Origin of the sequence: Pseudomonas fluorescens (genome assembly GCF_000967965.1) — a bacterium.
Lineage (GTDB): Bacteria > Pseudomonadota > Gammaproteobacteria > Pseudomonadales > Pseudomonadaceae > Aquipseudomonas > Aquipseudomonas grandcourensis.
In genome coordinates this window covers 422-18,603 of sequence record NZ_LACC01000034.1, presented here as the reverse complement: position 1 = coordinate 18,603, position 18,182 = coordinate 422, and the positions used below count along the sequence as shown (strand labels likewise).

The window sequence follows — 18,182 nt, the reverse complement described above, 5'->3', positions numbered from 1 at the left end:
TGTTTGGCCGTACGTCATTTGCCGCGGTGACTTTTGCGCAAAACCGGGGTCAATCAGCCTGTAACCGTTTTAAGACACGATCGATGCTCCGCTAAGCATCGATCTGTTGCACAATACGCCCCGAACCGTTTTCCTCAGGATGTTCAATGTTTAAATCACTTCCCATGCGGGTTGTCGGGCTGGCAGCCGTGCTTGCCACCGCGGCCGGTTGTTCATCGAACAAGGCCGCCATCTATGAGCATGAGAATTTCGACGACTCCGGTACCTTTTCCCGAAACTATCCGGTCAGCGATACCCAGAGCTGTGAAGCCGCCCGTCGCGCCTTGCTCAGCCAGGGTTACATCATCACCAGCAACGATCCGAAGCTGGTCAGCGGCCACAAGAGCTTCCAGCAGACCGGCGAGAATCACATGGAGATCAGCTTCAGTGTGGTCTGCGCCGATGACGGCAGCGAAGGGCACCACGCGACCGTATTCGCCAATGCCTTGCAGGATCGTTATGCGCTGAAGAAGACCAACAACTCCGCCAGTCTCGGTGTGGGTGTGTTGGGCTCGGTGTCGATGCCGATCGGCTCCTCCGATGACTCGATGGTCAAGGTCGCCAGCGAAACCGTATCGTCTGCCAAGTTCTACGAGCGTTTCTTTGCACTGGTCGAGCTGTTCCTGCCACCGGAAGCGAAAAAGGCTGCGCACATCCCCGAAAAGCCGAAAACGGACCTGGGCATGCCTGAAGCCAAGGTAGCACCGGCACCGCTGGCACCTGCCCCGGCTGCGGCTCCCGCTGTACAGCCTGCTGCACCTGCACCCGTAGAAGCGGTTCCAGCGGCCTCCGAGCCGGTTGCCCCGCCTCCTGAAGCAGCGCCGATCACGCCGACCGAGCGTGCAGAGCCAGCATCCTTCCAGGAAGTCGTCACGCCACCGTCGAGCCCGAGTGACTTGCCACCGCCGAGCGAACCCATCCCGGCGTTGCCTGCTTCCAGCCAGTGATGACGGCGTCACGGGATCGGATCTGATGAACCGATCCCGTAGTCAGCCAAATGATTGACCCGCATCAACCAGGTCCGCTGTTCTGCGGCCTTGCGCGAAAAAAACCAATGATAAATTCCTGACCAGCTGCTACGTTTTATTCAGTAGCGACAGAGTGTCGTGTCCGCGTCATTTTTCTTTCACGCGGGCACTTTATGCTCAAGGGATTGGTCATTTATTCAGGCGTTTTTCAATACGGGTTGGGGGATTCAAAAATGGACGATTATCAAGAAGAGCTGCTCGAGTACCAGGCTTTCGAACTGGACCCACTGGAGCCGGCGGAAGACGCTACCGAGTTGTAGGCATCAGGCGGATTGGCGATGGCTGCGGCGAAACTCGCCGGGTGTCTGCCCGTTCCAGCGTTTGAATGCGCGTTGAAACGCTTCTGCTGAGGCAAAGCCCAGCAGGTAGGCGATCTCTCCGAACGCCAGTTCGGTGTCGCGTATGTAAGTCATGGCCAGGTCGCGACGGGTGTCGTTGAGAATCGCACGAAATTGTGTGCCTTCATCGGCGAGCTTGCGACGCAAGGTCCAGGTGGGCAGCTTCAGGCGTGCCGCCACCTCCTGCAGGTCGGGCTCCCGACCACCATTGAGCAAAGGTCCCAGCAGCGCGATGATGCGTTCACGCAGGCTGCGGGTGCGTGTCAGTTGTTCCAGTTCCCGCTCACACAGTTGCAGCAAATGCCGCCAGGTGCTCGGGCAATGCTCGGGGTTGCGCTGGGCGAGACTTGCCAGGCTCAAGCGCAGTTGATTGCGCTCGCCGCCAAACTGAATCGGACAATCACCCAACACGTCATAGGCCGCACGGTAATCGGGCTCCTCGAATTCGATTTCGATGCGTTCGGCGTGCAGTGGGGCAGGGCTGATACTGGATAATTGCTGCAACCAGCCGGCGATGATCGAATCCACCACAAAGCGGTTGTAGGCGTTATAGGGGCTGATCGAATAGAAGCGCAGCCAGGCGCCCTGGGCGTCTTCATGAAAGCTTGATTGACCCCGATAGTTGGAGCCGTACAAGGCTTCGAATCGAATCAGGCAGCGTGCGGCTTCTCGTACCGTCGGCGCCTGGGCCGCAGTGACGCCAGCGAGGCCGACCTGACTCAGGCGACTGAGCTGGCCCATGCGCAGGCCAAGGGCCGGGTTCTCGGTCAGTTGAATGGCGCCGTGGCCCAGGCGCATATAGCGCGGTATCGACAGTCGGGCACCCGCTTCGCCCAGGCGCGCGGCATCGAGACCGTATTGATCGAGCAGTGGCTGCGGATCGACGCCATGACTGCGCACGGCATCGGCCAGGCTATGAACAAAACCCACCGACAGATCGCCGAGGCGCATCGGTTGTGGATTCATGGCTTACAACCAGAGGTTCAGCAAGCGCGCACCCTGGGCGTTGCCATCGGCAAAGTGCTGGCCGTTGCTGCTGAGGAAACTATGCCCGGCGCTGCCCTGGTCCCAGAACTGACCCCGCAGGAACACACTCATGCCAGCGACTGCCTGACTGGCCGGCGTCCGGGTCGTGAGGGTCAGGCGCTGCCAGGCCTGGCCTTCACTGACTTCTCCAGGCTTCAAGTTGACCGACGTCGGCGCCGACGACCCCCTGTAGCCGCGCCAAGGTTGATCCCAGGTGCCACGGCCGGCAACAAAGGCCGGTACCGCAACCAGCTGTACGCTCTGGTCGTTGAGCTTGAGGTAGTTGTCCGGGTACCAGCTGTCGTGGCCGATCAATACGCCCAGCCTTCCTGCGGGGGTATCAACGACGTTGAGCGAGTGCTCGCCGTTCGCCTTGATCCCGTTCTGTTCTGCGAAGAACGGGTGTATCTGGCGCTGGGGCTGGCCGATCGGCAGGCCTTCGCTGTTGAACACCACGCTGCTGTTGTACAACGCACCGCGGCCGATTCTCAAGGTACCGTCGATGATGCTTGGTTCGGGCAGCACGATGGAACCCGCCACCAGCGTCACGTGGAATTCCCTGGCCAGCCCTCCGAACAATGCCTGGTAGTCCCTGGCCATTGCCTTGGCTTTCATGCGCAGGTGGGCATCGTCGAGACGGTTGCCGCCCTCGGCGCTGATCAGCGCCTTGGCGAACTTCAGGGGGTTGCTCACCGCCAGCCAGTTCATGGCTTCCTTGAGGGTGCTGGCCTGATACAGCTCATCCTTCTCGCCGCTGACCATCAGCCAGGTACCGACGTGCTCCGGCAACACGACGACGGTCTTGCGGTTCAACAAACCCTGGTCCCGGGCTGCTTGCAGATAGGCCGCGAGCTTGCGGTGCAAACGCTCGGGACTTTGATAGTCGGTAGGAAACAGTTCGGGCTGGATGCCCAACAGGTTGCCACGGTCCGCAGGCGTGCCCTGGTCGATAGCCAGGCTGATCCGCAGGTCCGAAAGGTAATGACCCACCGGCCGGTCTGCGGCCCACATCGCGTAGGTCGTGAGGGCGGCGAGCAACGCCATGGAAAATGTCAGGTACAAAAGTTTGCGCATGGGGAAACAGTTTACAGCCTGGAGCCGGGCGTGGCTTTTCATTTGGATTTGGATCGAGCATAAAGGGAATCAAGGGCTTAGTGGGCAAATTTCAGCGTTGACTGTTTTTTTCGCAGACGGCTACCTTTCTGCGCCGAGATGCAGCAATGCATGACCGGGTTAAACGAGAGGTGAGTTGACGGAGCGGGGGGGCATGGGAGGGAAACGCCGGTCAGCCATCATTTGGCTCGACCGGCCGGAAGGTGAACGTTACTTCGTGACCAGCAGTTCCGGGCCGAGGTAGTTGTTGATCTGGTTGATATCGTCATCGCCCAGACTGCCCACTGAAGAGGCCAGGCGCAGGCGCGACATCAAATAGCGCAACTTGGCATCGAACAGATCGTGGCGCGCAACGAAGAGCAGCTCTTCGGCATTGAGGACGTCCGAGTTGGTGCTGGTGCCACCCTCTTTGAAGCCCTTGCGTGACGATGCCAGTGAGCGTTCGTTGGACTCCACTGCCTTCTCCAGCGCGCGAATGCGTTTGGCGCCACTCAGTATGCCTTGATACTCACGGGTGGTTTCGGTAATGACTTCCTGTCGCGCGGCGTCGAGTTCGTCCATGGCCTTATCGCTATTGGCACTGGCCTGGCGTGTCAACGCGCTGACACCGCCACCGCTGTACAGTGGGATATTGACTTCCAGCCCGATTGAGCCGTAGTGGTTGCGTTGATTCAACTCGGAGAGTGACTGGCTCTCACCCGCGGTGTAGCCGGCAATGAAATCCAGTGTTGGCCAGTGGCCGGCGCTGGCACGCTTCACTTCTTCTGCTGCGAGGTCGCTGCTATAACGGCGCGCATGAATCAACGGGCTATCGGTCTGGGCTTTGACCAACCAGTCCTGCAGGTTACTCGGTAGCAGCGGCGGTGTATCGAAGCTCGGGCGCAAGGTGGTCAGTGACTCGGGGGTTTCACCGATATATTCCTCAAGCTTGCGGCGCGCGTTGATCAGGTTGTCTTGCGCTTCGATCAGCTCGGCGTCGGCGAGGTCGCGGCGAGCGGTCGATTCGTCGATGTCGGTGACGGTGCCGGCCCCCAGTTCCATGCGCCGTTTCGCCGAGGCGAGTTGTTCTTCGAAGGCGGTCAGCTTGGACTTGGCCAGGACGATGGTTTCGCTGGCCAGGAGTACGTCGAAATAGCTTTCGGTCAGGCGCACCGCGGCGTCCTGAGTCTTGGCATCGAATACCGCGTTGCTGTAGTCGGCACGCTGCTGACCCTGGCGGTATTCGGCCATCTTTTGTTTGTTGAACAGCGGCTGGCGCAGGCGCACGTTGGCGCCCTTGGAATCGTAATGGAGATCTCTGTCGATGCCGCTCTGGCTTTGGGAGCCATTGACCTTGTTGTGGTAGCCCGAGGCATTGATCTGCGGTAACAGGCCAGCCTTGCCAATGGCGCGGTTTTCCTCGCCGGCCTGTTTTTCATGCACGGAGGCCTGGTAGATAGGGCCCTGGAATTGCAACAAATCCCAGGCTTGTTTGAGGTCCATGGCACCAGCCGGCAGGGACAGCCCCAGCAGGCAGAAGAACAGGCAACGACGTTCCATCTCATTGTTCCTTGAATGAGCTGTCCACACGATCGAGCATTGGTTTGAGAAGATAGCTGATCATGTTGCGTTCGCCAGTCTTGATGGTGACGCTGGCGGGCATGCCGGGGCGAATGTGGTTGCTGCCAAGCAGGCCCATGCCATCGGGCGTGACCTCCACCTGAGCCAGATAGAACGGTTGCTTGCTTTCCTCGTCCATCAAGCGGTCGGCGGAAATGGTCTTCACGCGGCCGGGGATATTTGGTGTCTTGGCATGGTTGAAAGCCGGGAAGGAAATATCCACGGTCAGGCCGGGGACCATCTTGTCGATGGCCTGCACGGGAATCATCGCGTCGACCTGCAGCGGTTCGTTGACCGGAACGACTTCCATGATCTTGAAGCCAGGCTGAATGACCCCGCCAACGGTGGCAATGCTCAGGCCCTGGACCATGCCATCGATCGGCGAACGAATCACCGTGTGGGTCACTTCATAGTCGAGCGAGCGCAAGCGGTCGGCCAGAGTGGTGTTTTCCTTGGCGGTTTCAGTCAGCTGCGATTCGACTTCCTTCAGGTAATCGTGTTGGCGCTGCAGGATGCGCAGCTTGATTTCGGTGGTCTGGCTACGCACGCGGGCGATGTTGTTGAGGTTCTCGGCCTGGCCGGCAGAGAGGTCGGCATTGCTGCGTTCCAGCTCAAGCAGGCGGTTGCGCGGCACATAGCCTTCGGCCGTCAGCACGCGGGTGCCTTGCAGTTCCTGGTTGAGGAAACTGATCTGCGAGGCGCGGGCGCTATAGACCTGCTGCAGGCCCTTGAGCTGCACGGCCGACGCCGCCAGGTTCTCCTGCAGGATGCTGATTTCGCCAGCGAGACCGGCGCGCCGGGTGTCGAGCAGGCGCTGTTGCAGGTCCATGGCGGCTTCCAGGCGGTGGTCATCCTTGAAGCGTTTGAGCAGTTCCGGATCGAAGCTCACCACATCGCGGCCGTCACGCTCCGCTTCCAGGCGGTTTTCCACCGTCTTGCTGACGATGTACTGGGCGCTGACTGCACCCTCTTCGGCAGTGGCACGCAACGAGTCGAGACGGACCACCTCCTGGCCTTTTGTCACCAGATCGCCTTCGCGAACGAGAATGGCCTCCACGGTACCGCCACTCAGATGCTGCACGGCTTTGCGATTGTTGGTGACCTTGACCGTGCCTGTCGCTACCACGCCGGCATCCAGCGGAGCCAGCCAGGACCACAGGAGGAAGCCGCCGAAGCCGGCAAGCACCAGCCACACGCCCCACCGCGCGGGTTTGCCGACGTCCAGGTCTACCATGCTCCTGGAATCGGCTGTAATCATCTCGGTATGTTGGCTCATTTGCATGATCGGTCACTCCCGTGCTTTGACAGAGGCCAGCGGAGTTGACGCGCCTGCAGGGATCACACTGGCCTTGCGCAGCGCTGCGAATACTTCATCACGCGTGCCAAGCATCTGCACGCCGCCGTCGCGCAGCATCAGCACCTTATCGACGGCACAGAGTACGTTGGGACGGTGAGAAATCAGAATGACGGTGGCGCCACGGCCCTTGAGTTCGGCCAGGGCGTCGACCAAGGCCTTTTCGCCGAGGTCGTCGAGGTTGGCGTTCGGCTCGTCCAGCACGATCAGGTTGGGCTCGCCATACAGCGCGCGGGCCAAGGCGATGCGCTGCTTCTGGCCACCGGATAACGGGCTGCCATCGGTGCCCAGTCGGGTGTCATAACCCTGTGGAAAACGCAGGATCATTTCGTGCACGCCAGTGATCTTGGCGGCGCGGATGACCGCTTCGCTGTCCACTTCGCCAAAGCGCGCAATGTTGTCGGCGATATTGCCCTCGAACAGCTCCACGTCCTGTGGCAGGTAGCCGAGCCAGGGGCCAAGTTCGCCCTTGTTCCAGTTGAATATGTCTGCGCCGTCCAGGCGCACCTTGCCGGCCTGGGCCGGCCAGACGCCAACCAGCAGGCGGGCGAGGGTGGATTTACCCGAGGCGGATGGACCGATAATGCCAAGGCTTTCGCCGGGGACAAGGCTGAAACTCACGCCGCGCAGAATCGTGTTGTTGGTACCGGGGGCGCCGGCATACACATTCTCCACCGCCAGCATGCCCATTGGCCGCTGGAGCGACATGCTCGGAGGCCGGCGCGGATAGTCGTGCAGCATCTCGTTGAGCCGGCCCCAGGCCGAACGGCAGCCGAGCAATTGCTTCCACGACGCGATGACCTGTTCCACCGGACCCAGTGCGCGGCCGGTGAGGATCGAGCAGGCAATCATCATCCCCGGGGTGATCTTGCCGTCGATCGCCAGCAGCGCGCCAGCGCCGAGAATCAGCGACTGCAAAGTGATCCGCACGAAGCGCCCGATGCTGCTGATCAAGGCGGCACGATCGGAGGCCAGGGTCTGCATTTCCAGAATGCGCAAATGGCTTTGGTACCAGCGCTTGCTGATCGACGGCAGCATGCCCATGGCCTCGATGACCTCGGCGTTGCGCAGGTTGTTGTTGGCGAATTGGGCGGAGGAGAGGGCGGCCTGATTGGCTTCGGCCAGCGGCTTGTGCGTCGCCTTTTCGGTGAGCCAGGCCAGGGCCACCAGAATCAGCGAGCCGATCAGCGTGAGCAGTCCGAGCAGTGGATGGATCAGATAGGCGACCAGCAGGTAGATCGGCGTCCACGGTGCATCGAAGAAAGCGAACAGGGAATTGCCGGTGACGAACTGACGGACCTGGGCGAGGTCTTGCAGGGCCTGGGCCGGGTTACCTCCGGCGCGGCCCAGGTTGCGCTCGAATGCAGCGGTGAAAATGCGTCGGTTGAGGTCCATGTCGAGGCAGTTGCCGACCCGGATCAGCACGCGGGTGCGGACCATTTCCAGCGTGGACATCAGCAGGAACAGACCCACCACCAGGACCGTCAACATCGCCAGCGTCGTGACGTTGCGACTGACCAGGGCTCGATCATAGACCTGCAGCATATAAATAGCTGGCGTCAACATCATGACGTTTATGACACCGCTGAACGCCGCCAGCGAATAAAAACTGCGGCGCAGGCGAAAGAGTGCGTCTGCCAGTTCGGAACGGATGCTCGACTGCTTGGGCATGTTGGTCCTCCCACTGCGAAAAGCTGATTGCCCTTGGGGCGCAACAGCTAACAGTAAATGTAGTCCTGTAAACAGCTTATGGAGACGCAGGCTGGTCGCTCTATGGATGGCGAGTCTTCCGAAATAGCTGCGTTGCTCCCTTATGCAGCAGCGTAGGTGGCGGCGAAACAGTTCGAAATAACATTTTGCTCTATACCAGCACACAACTTTCTATATATCTTTTAAAAACAGATAGTTGTGATGCCTACCACCAGTCGTCTGTTTTAGCGACGTAATATTGACAAAGATTTGCTATGGAACTTTAGTCTTAGTTATCGGGGGGCCCGCCCGCCTGAAGCCTGCCAGCGCTTTGGCAGTGCAAGGCGCGGTGATTCTCCTGAGAGGAGCAGAATCATGTCGATCATTTCGTTCTTTTGCAGAGGGAAGGGGCTTTCCAGGACGTTTGCCTTCACTTCCAGATTCCATGGCCCGCCCAGGGCTCGAATCCGCTCTGCCTGATCGCCCGGCGAGCAATTCATTTCGCGAATTCCAGGCGCGTATCCCGGGTCTCGGGTAACGCCAGAGCTCTCGCTAAAAAACCTAATCAACAAACTGCGCAAGCCAGCACTTGACTTGGCGCGGGAGGGTTTTCTCGTCCCGTGCCTTTACCCAAATAGATCGAGGGCAATCCAAAATGGCCAATTTCAACAAGTCGGACCTGGAGTTCATCCTTAAGCAAATCTTCATCGCAGAAGCGAATGCCGACGGCGCCAGCCTCATTGATTTGCTTCCCAACTCTCAGGTGCCATTCGGCCTGCGTACCGTCGATGGCAGCTTCAACAACCTGGTCACCGGCCAGAGCGAGTTTGGCGCCGCGGACAATACCTTCCCGCGCCTGCTTGACCCCTCGTTTCTGGCGGCATACGCCGTGCCAGGGGATGTGACCGATCCGCAACCACGGATTATCAGTAACCTGATCGTCGACCAGACTGCCAACAACCCGGCGGCCTATGCCTCAGCGTTCGACCCGGGCCTGGACGGTGTACTCAACTTCGGCTTGCCGGGTAATGACGATGTACTCAAGGCTGGCGTACAGGTAGTCACCAGCCCCGGGCTGGATGGCGTGTTCGGCACGACCGATGACAAGCCTGTGTTCTTCATGCCCAACGTGTCGCCGGACGTCGGCCTGACCGCCAGCTTCAACTCGTGGATGACCTTCTTCGGCCAGTTCTTCGACCACGGTCTAGACCTGGTCACCAAGAGCGCTACCGACTTCGTATTTATTCCGCTGCAGCCGGACGATCCGTTGTTCGTACTGAACAGCCCGACCAACTTCATGGTGCTGCCACGTGCGGTGCATACCGCTGGCGCGGACGGAGTACTTGGCACTGCCGATGATGGCCAGCCCAACACCACCTCGCCGTTTGTTGACCAGAGCCAGACCTACAGCTCGCACCCGTCGCATCAGGTGTTCCTGCGCGAGTACGTGATCAACGCAGCAGGCGATCCTGTTGCAACGGGACGTTTGGTTACCAATCGCGATCTCGGCGTCGATGGCAGGTTCGGCACTGCCGATGATGGCAGCGGCGAAAATGGCGGCATGGCGACCTGGAAGGTGGTCAAGGCCCAGGCTCATGACATTCTCGGCATTGACCTGACTGACGCCGATGTACACAACGTGCCGTTGCTGGCAACCGATGCGTACGGCAACTTCATCCGCGGGCCGAACGGCATGCCGCAGGTGGTGATTCGCATCAGTAACGGTGCTGACGGCATTGCCGGGACAGCTGATGACGTCACTCAACTGGTCGAAGGCAACCGGGCTGCTCCGATCAGTCTGGCCAACGCCGTGAGCACCGGGCATGGCTTCCTCGACGACATCGCCCACAATGCCGCGCCAGTCGTCGTCAATGGGCTTCTGCAGGCGGATGTTGATGACGCTATCGGCAATGCGCAGCCAACTGACGGAGCCGGCAACAACACGACCTATGACAACGAACTGCTCGACGCCCACTACATCGCCGGCGACGGCCGGGTGAACGAGAACATTGGCCTGACCACCGTGCACCATGTGTTCCACTCCGAGCACAACCGCCTGGTCCAGCAATCCAAGGACACCATCCTTGCTTCCGGCGACCTGGCCTTCCTCAATCAGTGGCTGGTGGACGATGTGACCGCGATACCGACTACACCCGCCGGGATCGCAGCGTTGGTGTGGGACGGTGAACGCCTGTTCCAGGCCGCCAAGTTCGGCACCGAAATGCAGTACCAGCACCTGGTGTTCGAGGAATTCGCGCGGACCATTCAGCCGCAGGTCGACGGATTCCTTGCGCCCAGTGGCTATGACACCTCGATCAACCCGGCAATCCTCGCCGAGTTCGCCCACGTGGTGTACCGCTTCGGTCACTCGATGTTGACCGAGACCGTCGATCGCTTCGACCCCGCGTTCAATCCGCTCCTCACTAACCCGGCCAACCCGGACTCGCAACTGGGTCTGATTGCGGCCTTCCTCAATCCGCTGGCGTTTGCCGGCAGCGGGACGACTGCGGATGAAGCGGCAGGAGCGATCATTCGCGGTGTGACCCGCCAGGTCGGCAACGAGATCGACGAGTTCGTCACCGAAGCGTTGCGCAACAACCTGCTCGGTCTACCGCTCGATTTGCCGAGCCTGAACCTGGCGCGTGGTCGCGACACGGGCATCCCCACCTTGAATGAGGCGCGGCGAGAGTTCTACGCCTCAACCGGCGACAGCCAACTCAAGCCGTACATCAGTTGGGCTGACCTGGCAGACAGCCTCAAGCACCCCGAGTCGTTGGTCAACTTCATCGCGGCCTTCGGTACCCACGGGGCATTGACGGCAGCCGATGTGGATACGATGGTCGAGATGCGTGCGGTCGCTGCTGCCCTGGTATTTGGCGGCAGCGCGTTGATCAATGCCGGCACTGTCAACGAGCGTACCTTTACCGCTGATTTAGCGGATCGCTTGGCATTCCTTAACAGTTCGGGCATCTACGCCATGGTCAATGGCGTCACCACTACCGGTGTGGACGACATCGACTTCTGGGTCGGTGGCCTCGCCGAACAGAAGATGCCGTTCGGCGGCATGCTCGGCTCGACGTTCAACTTCGTGTTTGAAACCCAGATGGAGGCGTTGCAGAACGGCGACCGCTTCTACTACCTGTCGCGTACTGCGGGCCTGAACTTCGGCACTGAGCTTGAGAACAACTCCTTTGCCAAGCTGATCATGCTCAACACCGATGTCACCCACCTGGCAAACACCGTGTTCCTGACGCCGACGTTCACCCTCGAAGTGAATCAGGCCACTCAGTTCACTGGCCTGGGCCTGGATAGCCGTGCCGATCCGACGGGCGGCATCATGATCAACGGCGTGGAAGTCGTGCCGCTGGTGATCCGTGACAACCCCGACACCCCCGGTGTGGACACCAACTATCTGCAGTACACCGGTGAAGACCATATCGTCATGGGCGGCACTGCCGGCAATGACATCATCATCTCCGGTGACGGCGATGACACCATCTACGGCGATGCCGGCAACGACCGCCTCGAAGGCGGTGCCGGGAACGATGCGGTACTGGGCGGCGCGGGTGATGACATCATCAGCGACTCGTTCGGCGATAACCGCCTGGAGGGTAATGCCGGTAACGATGTGATCGTGGCCGGCAGCATGCTTGTTGCAGGCAACCTGATCCTTGGCGGCGATGGCCAGGACTTCATTATCACCACGGAAGACATCACCACCACCTTCGGCGGTCAGGGTGACGACTTCATCCTCGGCGCCAAGACCAACCTGCCACCTACCGGCAACGAAGGTGATGACTGGATCGAGAAGGGCGCCCAGGACGGTGCGCCTGGCGATAACTTCTCGCCGTTGCTCAATGACGATGTGATCGGCAACGACATCTTTACCGGTGGTGGCGGCTTCGACGAAATGATCGGCGAGGGTGGCGACGACATCTTCGTCGGCAGCGATGCCCAGGACAAGATGGACGGCATGTCCGGTTTCGACTGGGTGACCTACAAGAATGACAAGGTCGGCGTGACCGTTGACCTGACCCTGGCCGCGCTGGCGCAGCCACATGGCAATGCGCCAAACCAGAATGCCGGGGTGTTCAATCCGGTCGGTGCCTCGCCTGCCTCGATCCTTGACCGTTTTGCCGAAGTCGAAGGCTTGTCCGGTTCGAGTTTCGGTGATGTGCTCAAAGGCGATGATGTCGATGCGGTCACTATTGTCAACCACGGTGGTGCCACGGGCAGTGCACTGACCAATGTCGCGTTGATCCGCGGTCTGGACCAGTTCCTGGCCGATGCCGGATTACCGGTCACCGGCTTTGCCACTGGCAACATCATTCTCGGCGGCAATGGCAGTGACCTGATAGAGGGCCGCGGCGGCGATGATCTGATCGATGGCGACAAATGGATCAACGTCAGGATTGCGGTTTACGCCCCTGGTGATGTCAACCATACCGGCCCCGAAATCGCCTCCTTCGACAGCATGGTCGATATGATCCCGTTCATGCTGGATCGCACCTATAACCCGGGTCAGCTCAAGGCCGTGCGGGAAATCATGCCCGGCACCTCGACGGGCGGGGCGGCCTTCGACACCGCCATCTACTCCGGGCTTCTGGGCGAGTATACGGTTATTGTTGACGACCGCGGCACGGCGGACGATTTGGCGGACGATGTCTATACAGTGATAGATAGCGTAGCGGGCCGCGACGGCACCGATACCCTGCTGCATATCGAACGCCTGCAGTTCGCCGATAACCAGATAGTGCTGGTGGACGGACTCAATGCCCAACCAACTGGCAGCCCGACCGTCACGGATGGCAACGGCGGCGCGATCACGGTGGGCGACACACTGACGGTCAGCGTGGCCGGGGTGCGCGATGGCAACAATATCGCGGCGGGTAATCCGCTGGGCTTGATTACCAACTCCTCTGTGTCCTACATCTGGCAGTTCGAGGCAACGCCAGGCAGCGGCGTATTCGAGGACATTATCCTGTTGCCAGCTGGCGACCTGGCGTTCCAAAGCGCCGACGGCACCGCGTTCAAGGTCTCTCCTGACCTCGCCGGGTTGTCGTTGCGGGTCAAGGCGATCTATCAGGACGGTCACGGTACCACGGAGATCCTTTTCTCCACGCCGACGGCTACCATCGCCGCCGGTGCACCGGTTATACCAACGGCGCAGGTACCTGTAGTCGATGCCACCGCAGGTGGCGCGGGCCTGCACATGGTCCGCTCCGACCTCAACTTCATTCTTGACCAGATCAAGATTGCCGAGGCTGAGGCGGGCGGTCAGGACATCCTCTCGCTGATCCCGAACATCCGCGCGCCGTTGGGCCTGCGTGCGGTCGACGGGTCGAACAACAACCTGATGAACCTCAACGGCAACAACCACACCGAGTTTGGTGCCGCCGATAACGTCTTTCCGCGATTGACCGATCCGGTCTTCAATCCGGCGGAAGGTGTTGCTGCCGGCTTCTTCGGCCCCGGCTCGCCGGCTATCGCTGGATCGTCGTATGCGCAGAACAGCGGCAATGTGTTTGACTCGCAACCACGCACCATCAGTAACCTGATCGTCGATCAGACGTCGAACAACCCGGCGGCCTATGCCACGGCTTTCGACCCGGGCCTGGACGGTGTGCTCAACTTCGGCGTGGTGGGTGTGGGTAATGACGACGTCCTCAAGGATGGCGTACGGATTGTCGCCAGCCCCGGCCTGGATGGTCAGTTCGGTACCCCCGATGATCACGATGTGTACTTTTTCGAGAACGTCGCGGCGGACGCGGGATTGTCCGCGCCGTTCAACGCATGGATGACCTTCTTCGGACAGTTCTTCGATCATGGCCTGGACCTGGTCACCAAAGGCGGTTCGGGCACCGTCTTCATCCCGCTGAACGAGGATGATCCGTTGTTTGTGCCAGGCGGCAGTGCCAACTTCATGGTGCTGACCCGCGCGACCAACCTGCCAGGGGCGGATGGGGTTCTCGGCACTGGTGACGACATCCATGAGCAAACCAACACCACCACGCCATTCGTGGACCAGAACCAGACCTATAGCTCGCACCCGTCGCACCAGGTGTTCCTGCGTGCCTATGGGCTCAACGCAGCTGGCGATCCGGTGGCCACCGGCAAGCTGATCACCAATCGTGATCTGGGCGCCGATGGCGAGTTCGGCACTATCGACGATGTCGAGATCGGCGGCATGGCCACCTGGAAGGTAGTCAAGGCGCAAGCCCATGATCTGCTCGGCATCAATCTCACGGATGCCGATTTCGACAACGTGCCATTGCTGGCGACCGACGCCTACGGCAATTTCATCAAGGGGCCGAGTGGCATGCCGCAGGTGGTGATCCGCATCGGTAACGGTGTTGATGGCATTGCCGGGACAGCTGATGACGTCACTCAACTGGTCGAAGGCAACCGGGCTGCTCCCATTGACCTGACCAATGCTGTGCGCACCGGTCACCAGTTCCTCATCGACGTTAACCACAATGCAGTGCCGGTGGACGGCCAGACCGGTGCAGCGCTCACGCCCGATGCGGACGATATCGTGGGTGGTACACCTGCGCCGGGCTCCTACGACAACGAGCTGCTGGATGCGCACTACATCGCTGGCGACGGCCGGGTCAACGAGAACATCGGCCTGACCGCGGTGCATGCGATCTTCCACTCCGAGCACAACCGCCTGGTCCAGCAAACCAAGGATACCGTGCTCGATTCGGGTGACGTGGCCTTCCTCAACGAGTGGCTGCTCACTCCGGTGGCCGCATTGCCAACCAACCAGACTGAGTTCGATGCGCTGCAGTGGAATGGCGAGCGCTTGTTCCAGGCTGCCAAGTTCGGTACTGAAATGCAGTATCAGCACCTGGTGTTCGAGGAGTTTGCGCGGACCATCCAGCCCCGAGTCGACCTGTTTTTTGCACCGACCCAGGTCTATGACGTCGACCTCGATGCCTCGATCGTCGCCGAGTTCGCCCACACCGTGTACCGGTTTGGCCACTCGATGCTGACCGAGACCGTCGATCGCTTCGATATCGACTTCAACGTGGTGGGGGCCAGCGTTACTAATCCCGATCAACAAATGGGCTTGATCGCAGCGTTCCTCAACCCGTTGGCGTACGCCGCCAGTGGCGTGTCGCCAGAGGATGCGACCAGTGCGATCATTCGTGGGGTGACTCGGCAAGCCGGTAACGAAATCGACGAGTTCGTCACCGAGGCGCTGCGCAATAACCTGCTTGGCTTGCCGCTCGACCTGCCGGCGCTCAACATCGCCCGTGGCCGCGACGTGGGGATTCCCTCACTCAATGCGATCCGCCGCGACATCTACAGCCAAACCGGTGATACCCAACTCAAGCCGTACTCCAGCTGGATCGACCTGTTGCAGCACCTCAAGCATCCGGAGTCGTTGATCAACTTCATCGCGGCCTATGGCACGCATGACACGATCACGGCGGCGACCACGCTTGAAGGCAAACGCGCTGCAGCCCTGGCGCTGGTCTTCGGTGGCGTGGGTGCGCCGGCTGACGCTGAGCGTTTGGCCTTCCTCAACAGCACCGGTGACTTTGCCAACGTAACGCTGCCCGGCAGCGATGGGGTGCTGGGTACTACCGACGACCTGAGGAACGTGACGACCACGGGCGTCGATGCCATCGATCTCTGGATCGGCGGCCTGGCCGAACAGAAAACCCCGTTCGGCGGCATGCTCGGCACGACCTTCAACTTCGTGTTCGAGAACCAGCTGGAAAAACTGCAGGACGGCGACCGCTTCTACTACCTGGAGCGTACCTCTGGCCTGTCCATGAATGCCGAACTTGAAAGCAACTCGTTCGCCAAGCTGATCATGGCCAACACCTCGGCCACGCACTTGCCAGGCCTGGTGTTCTCGGACCCTGGGTTCTATCTGGAAGTAGACCCGGGCAAGCAATTCAACGAAGGCCTGCTCGCCGCCGATCCGCTCGGCCCGAACGGCGAGCAGGTGGTGTTCCGCGACAACCCGCTGACCGTGGGGGCGGACACCAACTACATCCGCTACAACGGTGCCGAGCACATCGTGCTGGGGGGCACAGACAACGCAGACATTCTCATCTCCAGTGAAGGCGATGACACGGTCTGGGGTGATGCCGGCAACGATCGCATCGATGGCGGTGACGGCAACGACCAGCTGCGCGGTGGTGCCGGTGACGACATCATCACCGACACCGGCGGCGACGATAACATCCAGGGTGGCGACGGCAACGACGTGTTGCACGGTGGCAACGGCGTCAATCTGATCATTGGCGGGTTCGGCAGCGACTTCATCGTGACCGGTGAGGACGCCTCCGAGGCCATTGGTGGTCAGGGCAACGACTTCATCCTGGGCAGCAAAGCCAACGAACAGGACATGGGTAACGAAGGCGACGACTGGATCGAGAAGGGCACCTCGGACGGTGCACCTGGCGACAACTTCGATCCACTGGGCAACGACCCGGTCATTGGCCACGATGTATTTATCGGTGGCAATGAGAACGATAAGTTCAACGGCGAAGGCGGCGACGACATCATGGTCGGCAGTCTCGGCTTCGGTGACCGCTATATCGGCGGCTCGGGCTATGACTGGGCGACCTTCAAGGATCTCGCCCAGGGCGTGACCATCGATTACAGCGACCGCTTCTTCGATGTTCCACCGATGCCGGGTTCGGGTGCCTCGGCGCTGGTGCGCTTCGACATCATGGAAGGTCTGTCGGGCTCGTCCCACGGTGACTTCCTGCGCGGTGATAACGAAGATGCGACATCGCTACCCACCGCGGGTGCAACCGGCAGTGTGTTGACCAATATCAGCCTGATCAACGGTCTGGCGGGTCTGTTGCCAGTCGGCGCGACGTTCTACGACGGCGGCAACATCATCCTCGGTGGCAGCGGTAGCGACCTCATCGAAGGTCGAGGTGGTGACGACATCATCGACGGTGACAAGTGGCTGAACGTACGCATCAGCGTACGGGCGAACGCTGATGGCACTGGCGCGGAAATCGCCACGTTCGACAGCATGGCGCCGATGGTCCAAGCGATGTTGAACGGCACTTACAACCCTGGCCAGCTGGTCATCGTGCGGGAGATTCTGACCGGCACTGACAGCTTCGACACTGCGGTGTTCTCCGGTAATTTTTCGGAGTACAGCGTCGCTGTCGATGGCAACACCGTCATCGTGACCGACCTGGTGACAGCGCGTGATGGCGTCGATCGCCTGACGGGCATCGAGCGTCTGCAGTTCGCTGATCAGGCGCGGGCGTCCGGCGTTGGCACCGCCTTGAACAGCGGTCCTGTGGGGCGTCTGGCGATCCTCGATGCTACCTCCGGTGCGCGTACCGATACACCCGTCGCCGGCCAGCTGCTGCGCGTCAGCGATCGGTCGATACGCGATGCGGACAGTGTGAGTGCGACCAATCTAACCGGCGCGGTTACCGGTCCGGTGGCTTACTACTGGCAGGTCGAAAACATCCCTGGTTCGGGCGTCTTTGAAGACATCTCCTTTGTCGCCGCCGGCGAAGTATCGCGGGCGATCGGCGCCACCTACCTGGTGGCGGACGATGTCGCCGGTCTGAACATCCGCGTTCGGGCGGTGTATCAGGATGGCAACGGTACGCTGGAGTTCGTCGACTCGTCGGCGAACAACGCACCGACCGCAGGGCCGGCCATCCTCGGGTTTGCGTTTCTGAACGAGGTGCTGACCGCCGACCTGTCGACCATCGTCGATGTCGATGGCCTCAGCAATCCGCAGTTCACCTTCCAGTGGCAGGAGACCAATGGGGTCACCTTTGTCGACATCGCCGGAGCCACTGCCAGCACGTTTGCGCTTGGCCAGGCTCAGGTCGGTGATCAGGTGCGCGTGGTGGTCGGTTATGTGGATGACTTCGGTGTGGCCGAAAGCGTTACGTCCGACGCCACGGCCCCGGTAGCCGTCGGTGCAGTGTTTGTCGGTACCACCGGTGGCGACATATGGGTCGGCACGGCAGGCAACGACGTGGCCAGCGGAGG

The 18,182-nt window shown here is 60.6% G+C and carries 7 protein-coding genes; 2 read left to right on the top strand and 5 right to left on the bottom strand.

Annotation, left to right across the window (positions count from 1 at the left end):
- Positions 1 to 146: 146 nt before the first annotated feature.
- Positions 147 to 986, top strand: coding sequence for a DUF2242 domain-containing protein (locus VC35_RS24210; RefSeq protein WP_046043044.1), 840 nt, complete (start codon positions 147 to 149; stop codon positions 984 to 986).
- 344 nt (positions 987 to 1,330) lie between these two features.
- Here the strand turns inward: VC35_RS24210 and VC35_RS24205 are convergent, their stop codons facing one another.
- From VC35_RS24205 to VC35_RS24185, 5 genes are all read right to left on the bottom strand, one after another.
- A complete protein-coding gene (locus VC35_RS24205; RefSeq protein ID WP_046043043.1) occupies positions 1,331 to 2,371 on the bottom strand; it encodes an AraC family transcriptional regulator in 1,041 nt (346 codons plus the stop codon).
- Positions 2,372 to 2,374: 3 nt separating this feature from the next.
- Positions 2,375 to 3,505 (bottom strand): carbon-nitrogen hydrolase family protein, encoded by a 1,131-nt coding sequence (locus tag VC35_RS24200; RefSeq protein ID WP_046043042.1) that lies wholly within the window; start codon positions 3,503 to 3,505, stop codon positions 2,375 to 2,377.
- Between the two features lie 249 nt (positions 3,506 to 3,754).
- Positions 3,755 to 5,083, bottom strand: coding sequence for a TolC family outer membrane protein (locus VC35_RS24195; RefSeq protein ID WP_046043041.1), 1,329 nt, complete (start codon positions 5,081 to 5,083; stop codon positions 3,755 to 3,757).
- Between the two features lies 1 nt (position 5,084).
- Positions 5,085 to 6,425 carry an HlyD family type I secretion periplasmic adaptor subunit gene (locus tag VC35_RS24190; protein WP_046043040.1) on the bottom strand — a complete coding sequence of 447 codons (1,341 nt, stop codon included), beginning with the start codon at positions 6,423 to 6,425 and terminating at the stop codon, positions 5,085 to 5,087.
- A gap of 6 nt (positions 6,426 to 6,431) precedes the next feature.
- A complete protein-coding gene (locus tag VC35_RS24185) occupies positions 6,432 to 8,168 on the bottom strand; it encodes a type I secretion system permease/ATPase (RefSeq protein ID WP_046043039.1) in 1,737 nt (578 codons plus the stop codon).
- 673 nt (positions 8,169 to 8,841) lie between these two features.
- On the opposite strand from VC35_RS24185, the gene VC35_RS24175 reads away from it, so the two are divergent.
- Positions 8,842 to 18,182: peroxidase family protein (locus VC35_RS24175; RefSeq protein WP_404942373.1), on the top strand; the 9,341-nt coding region annotated here is incomplete at its 3' end.

Excerpts from the sequence above, each read along its gene's own strand:
- VC35_RS24205 (WP_046043043.1), bottom strand. The coding sequence starts at position 2,371 with ATGAATCCACAACCGATGCGCCTCGGCGATCTGTCGGTGGGTTTTGTT.
- VC35_RS24200 (WP_046043042.1), bottom strand. The coding sequence starts at position 3,505 with ATGCGCAAACTTTTGTACCTGACATTTTCCATGGCGTTGCTCGCCGCC.
- VC35_RS24210 (WP_046043044.1), top strand. The coding sequence starts at position 147 with ATGTTTAAATCACTTCCCATGCGGGTTGTCGGGCTGGCAGCCGTGCTT.
- VC35_RS24195 (WP_046043041.1), bottom strand. The coding sequence starts at position 5,083 with ATGGAACGTCGTTGCCTGTTCTTCTGCCTGCTGGGGCTGTCCCTGCCG.
- VC35_RS24190 (WP_046043040.1), bottom strand. The coding sequence starts at position 6,425 with ATGCAAATGAGCCAACATACCGAGATGATTACAGCCGATTCCAGGAGC.
- VC35_RS24185 (WP_046043039.1), bottom strand. The coding sequence starts at position 8,168 with ATGCCCAAGCAGTCGAGCATCCGTTCCGAACTGGCAGACGCACTCTTT.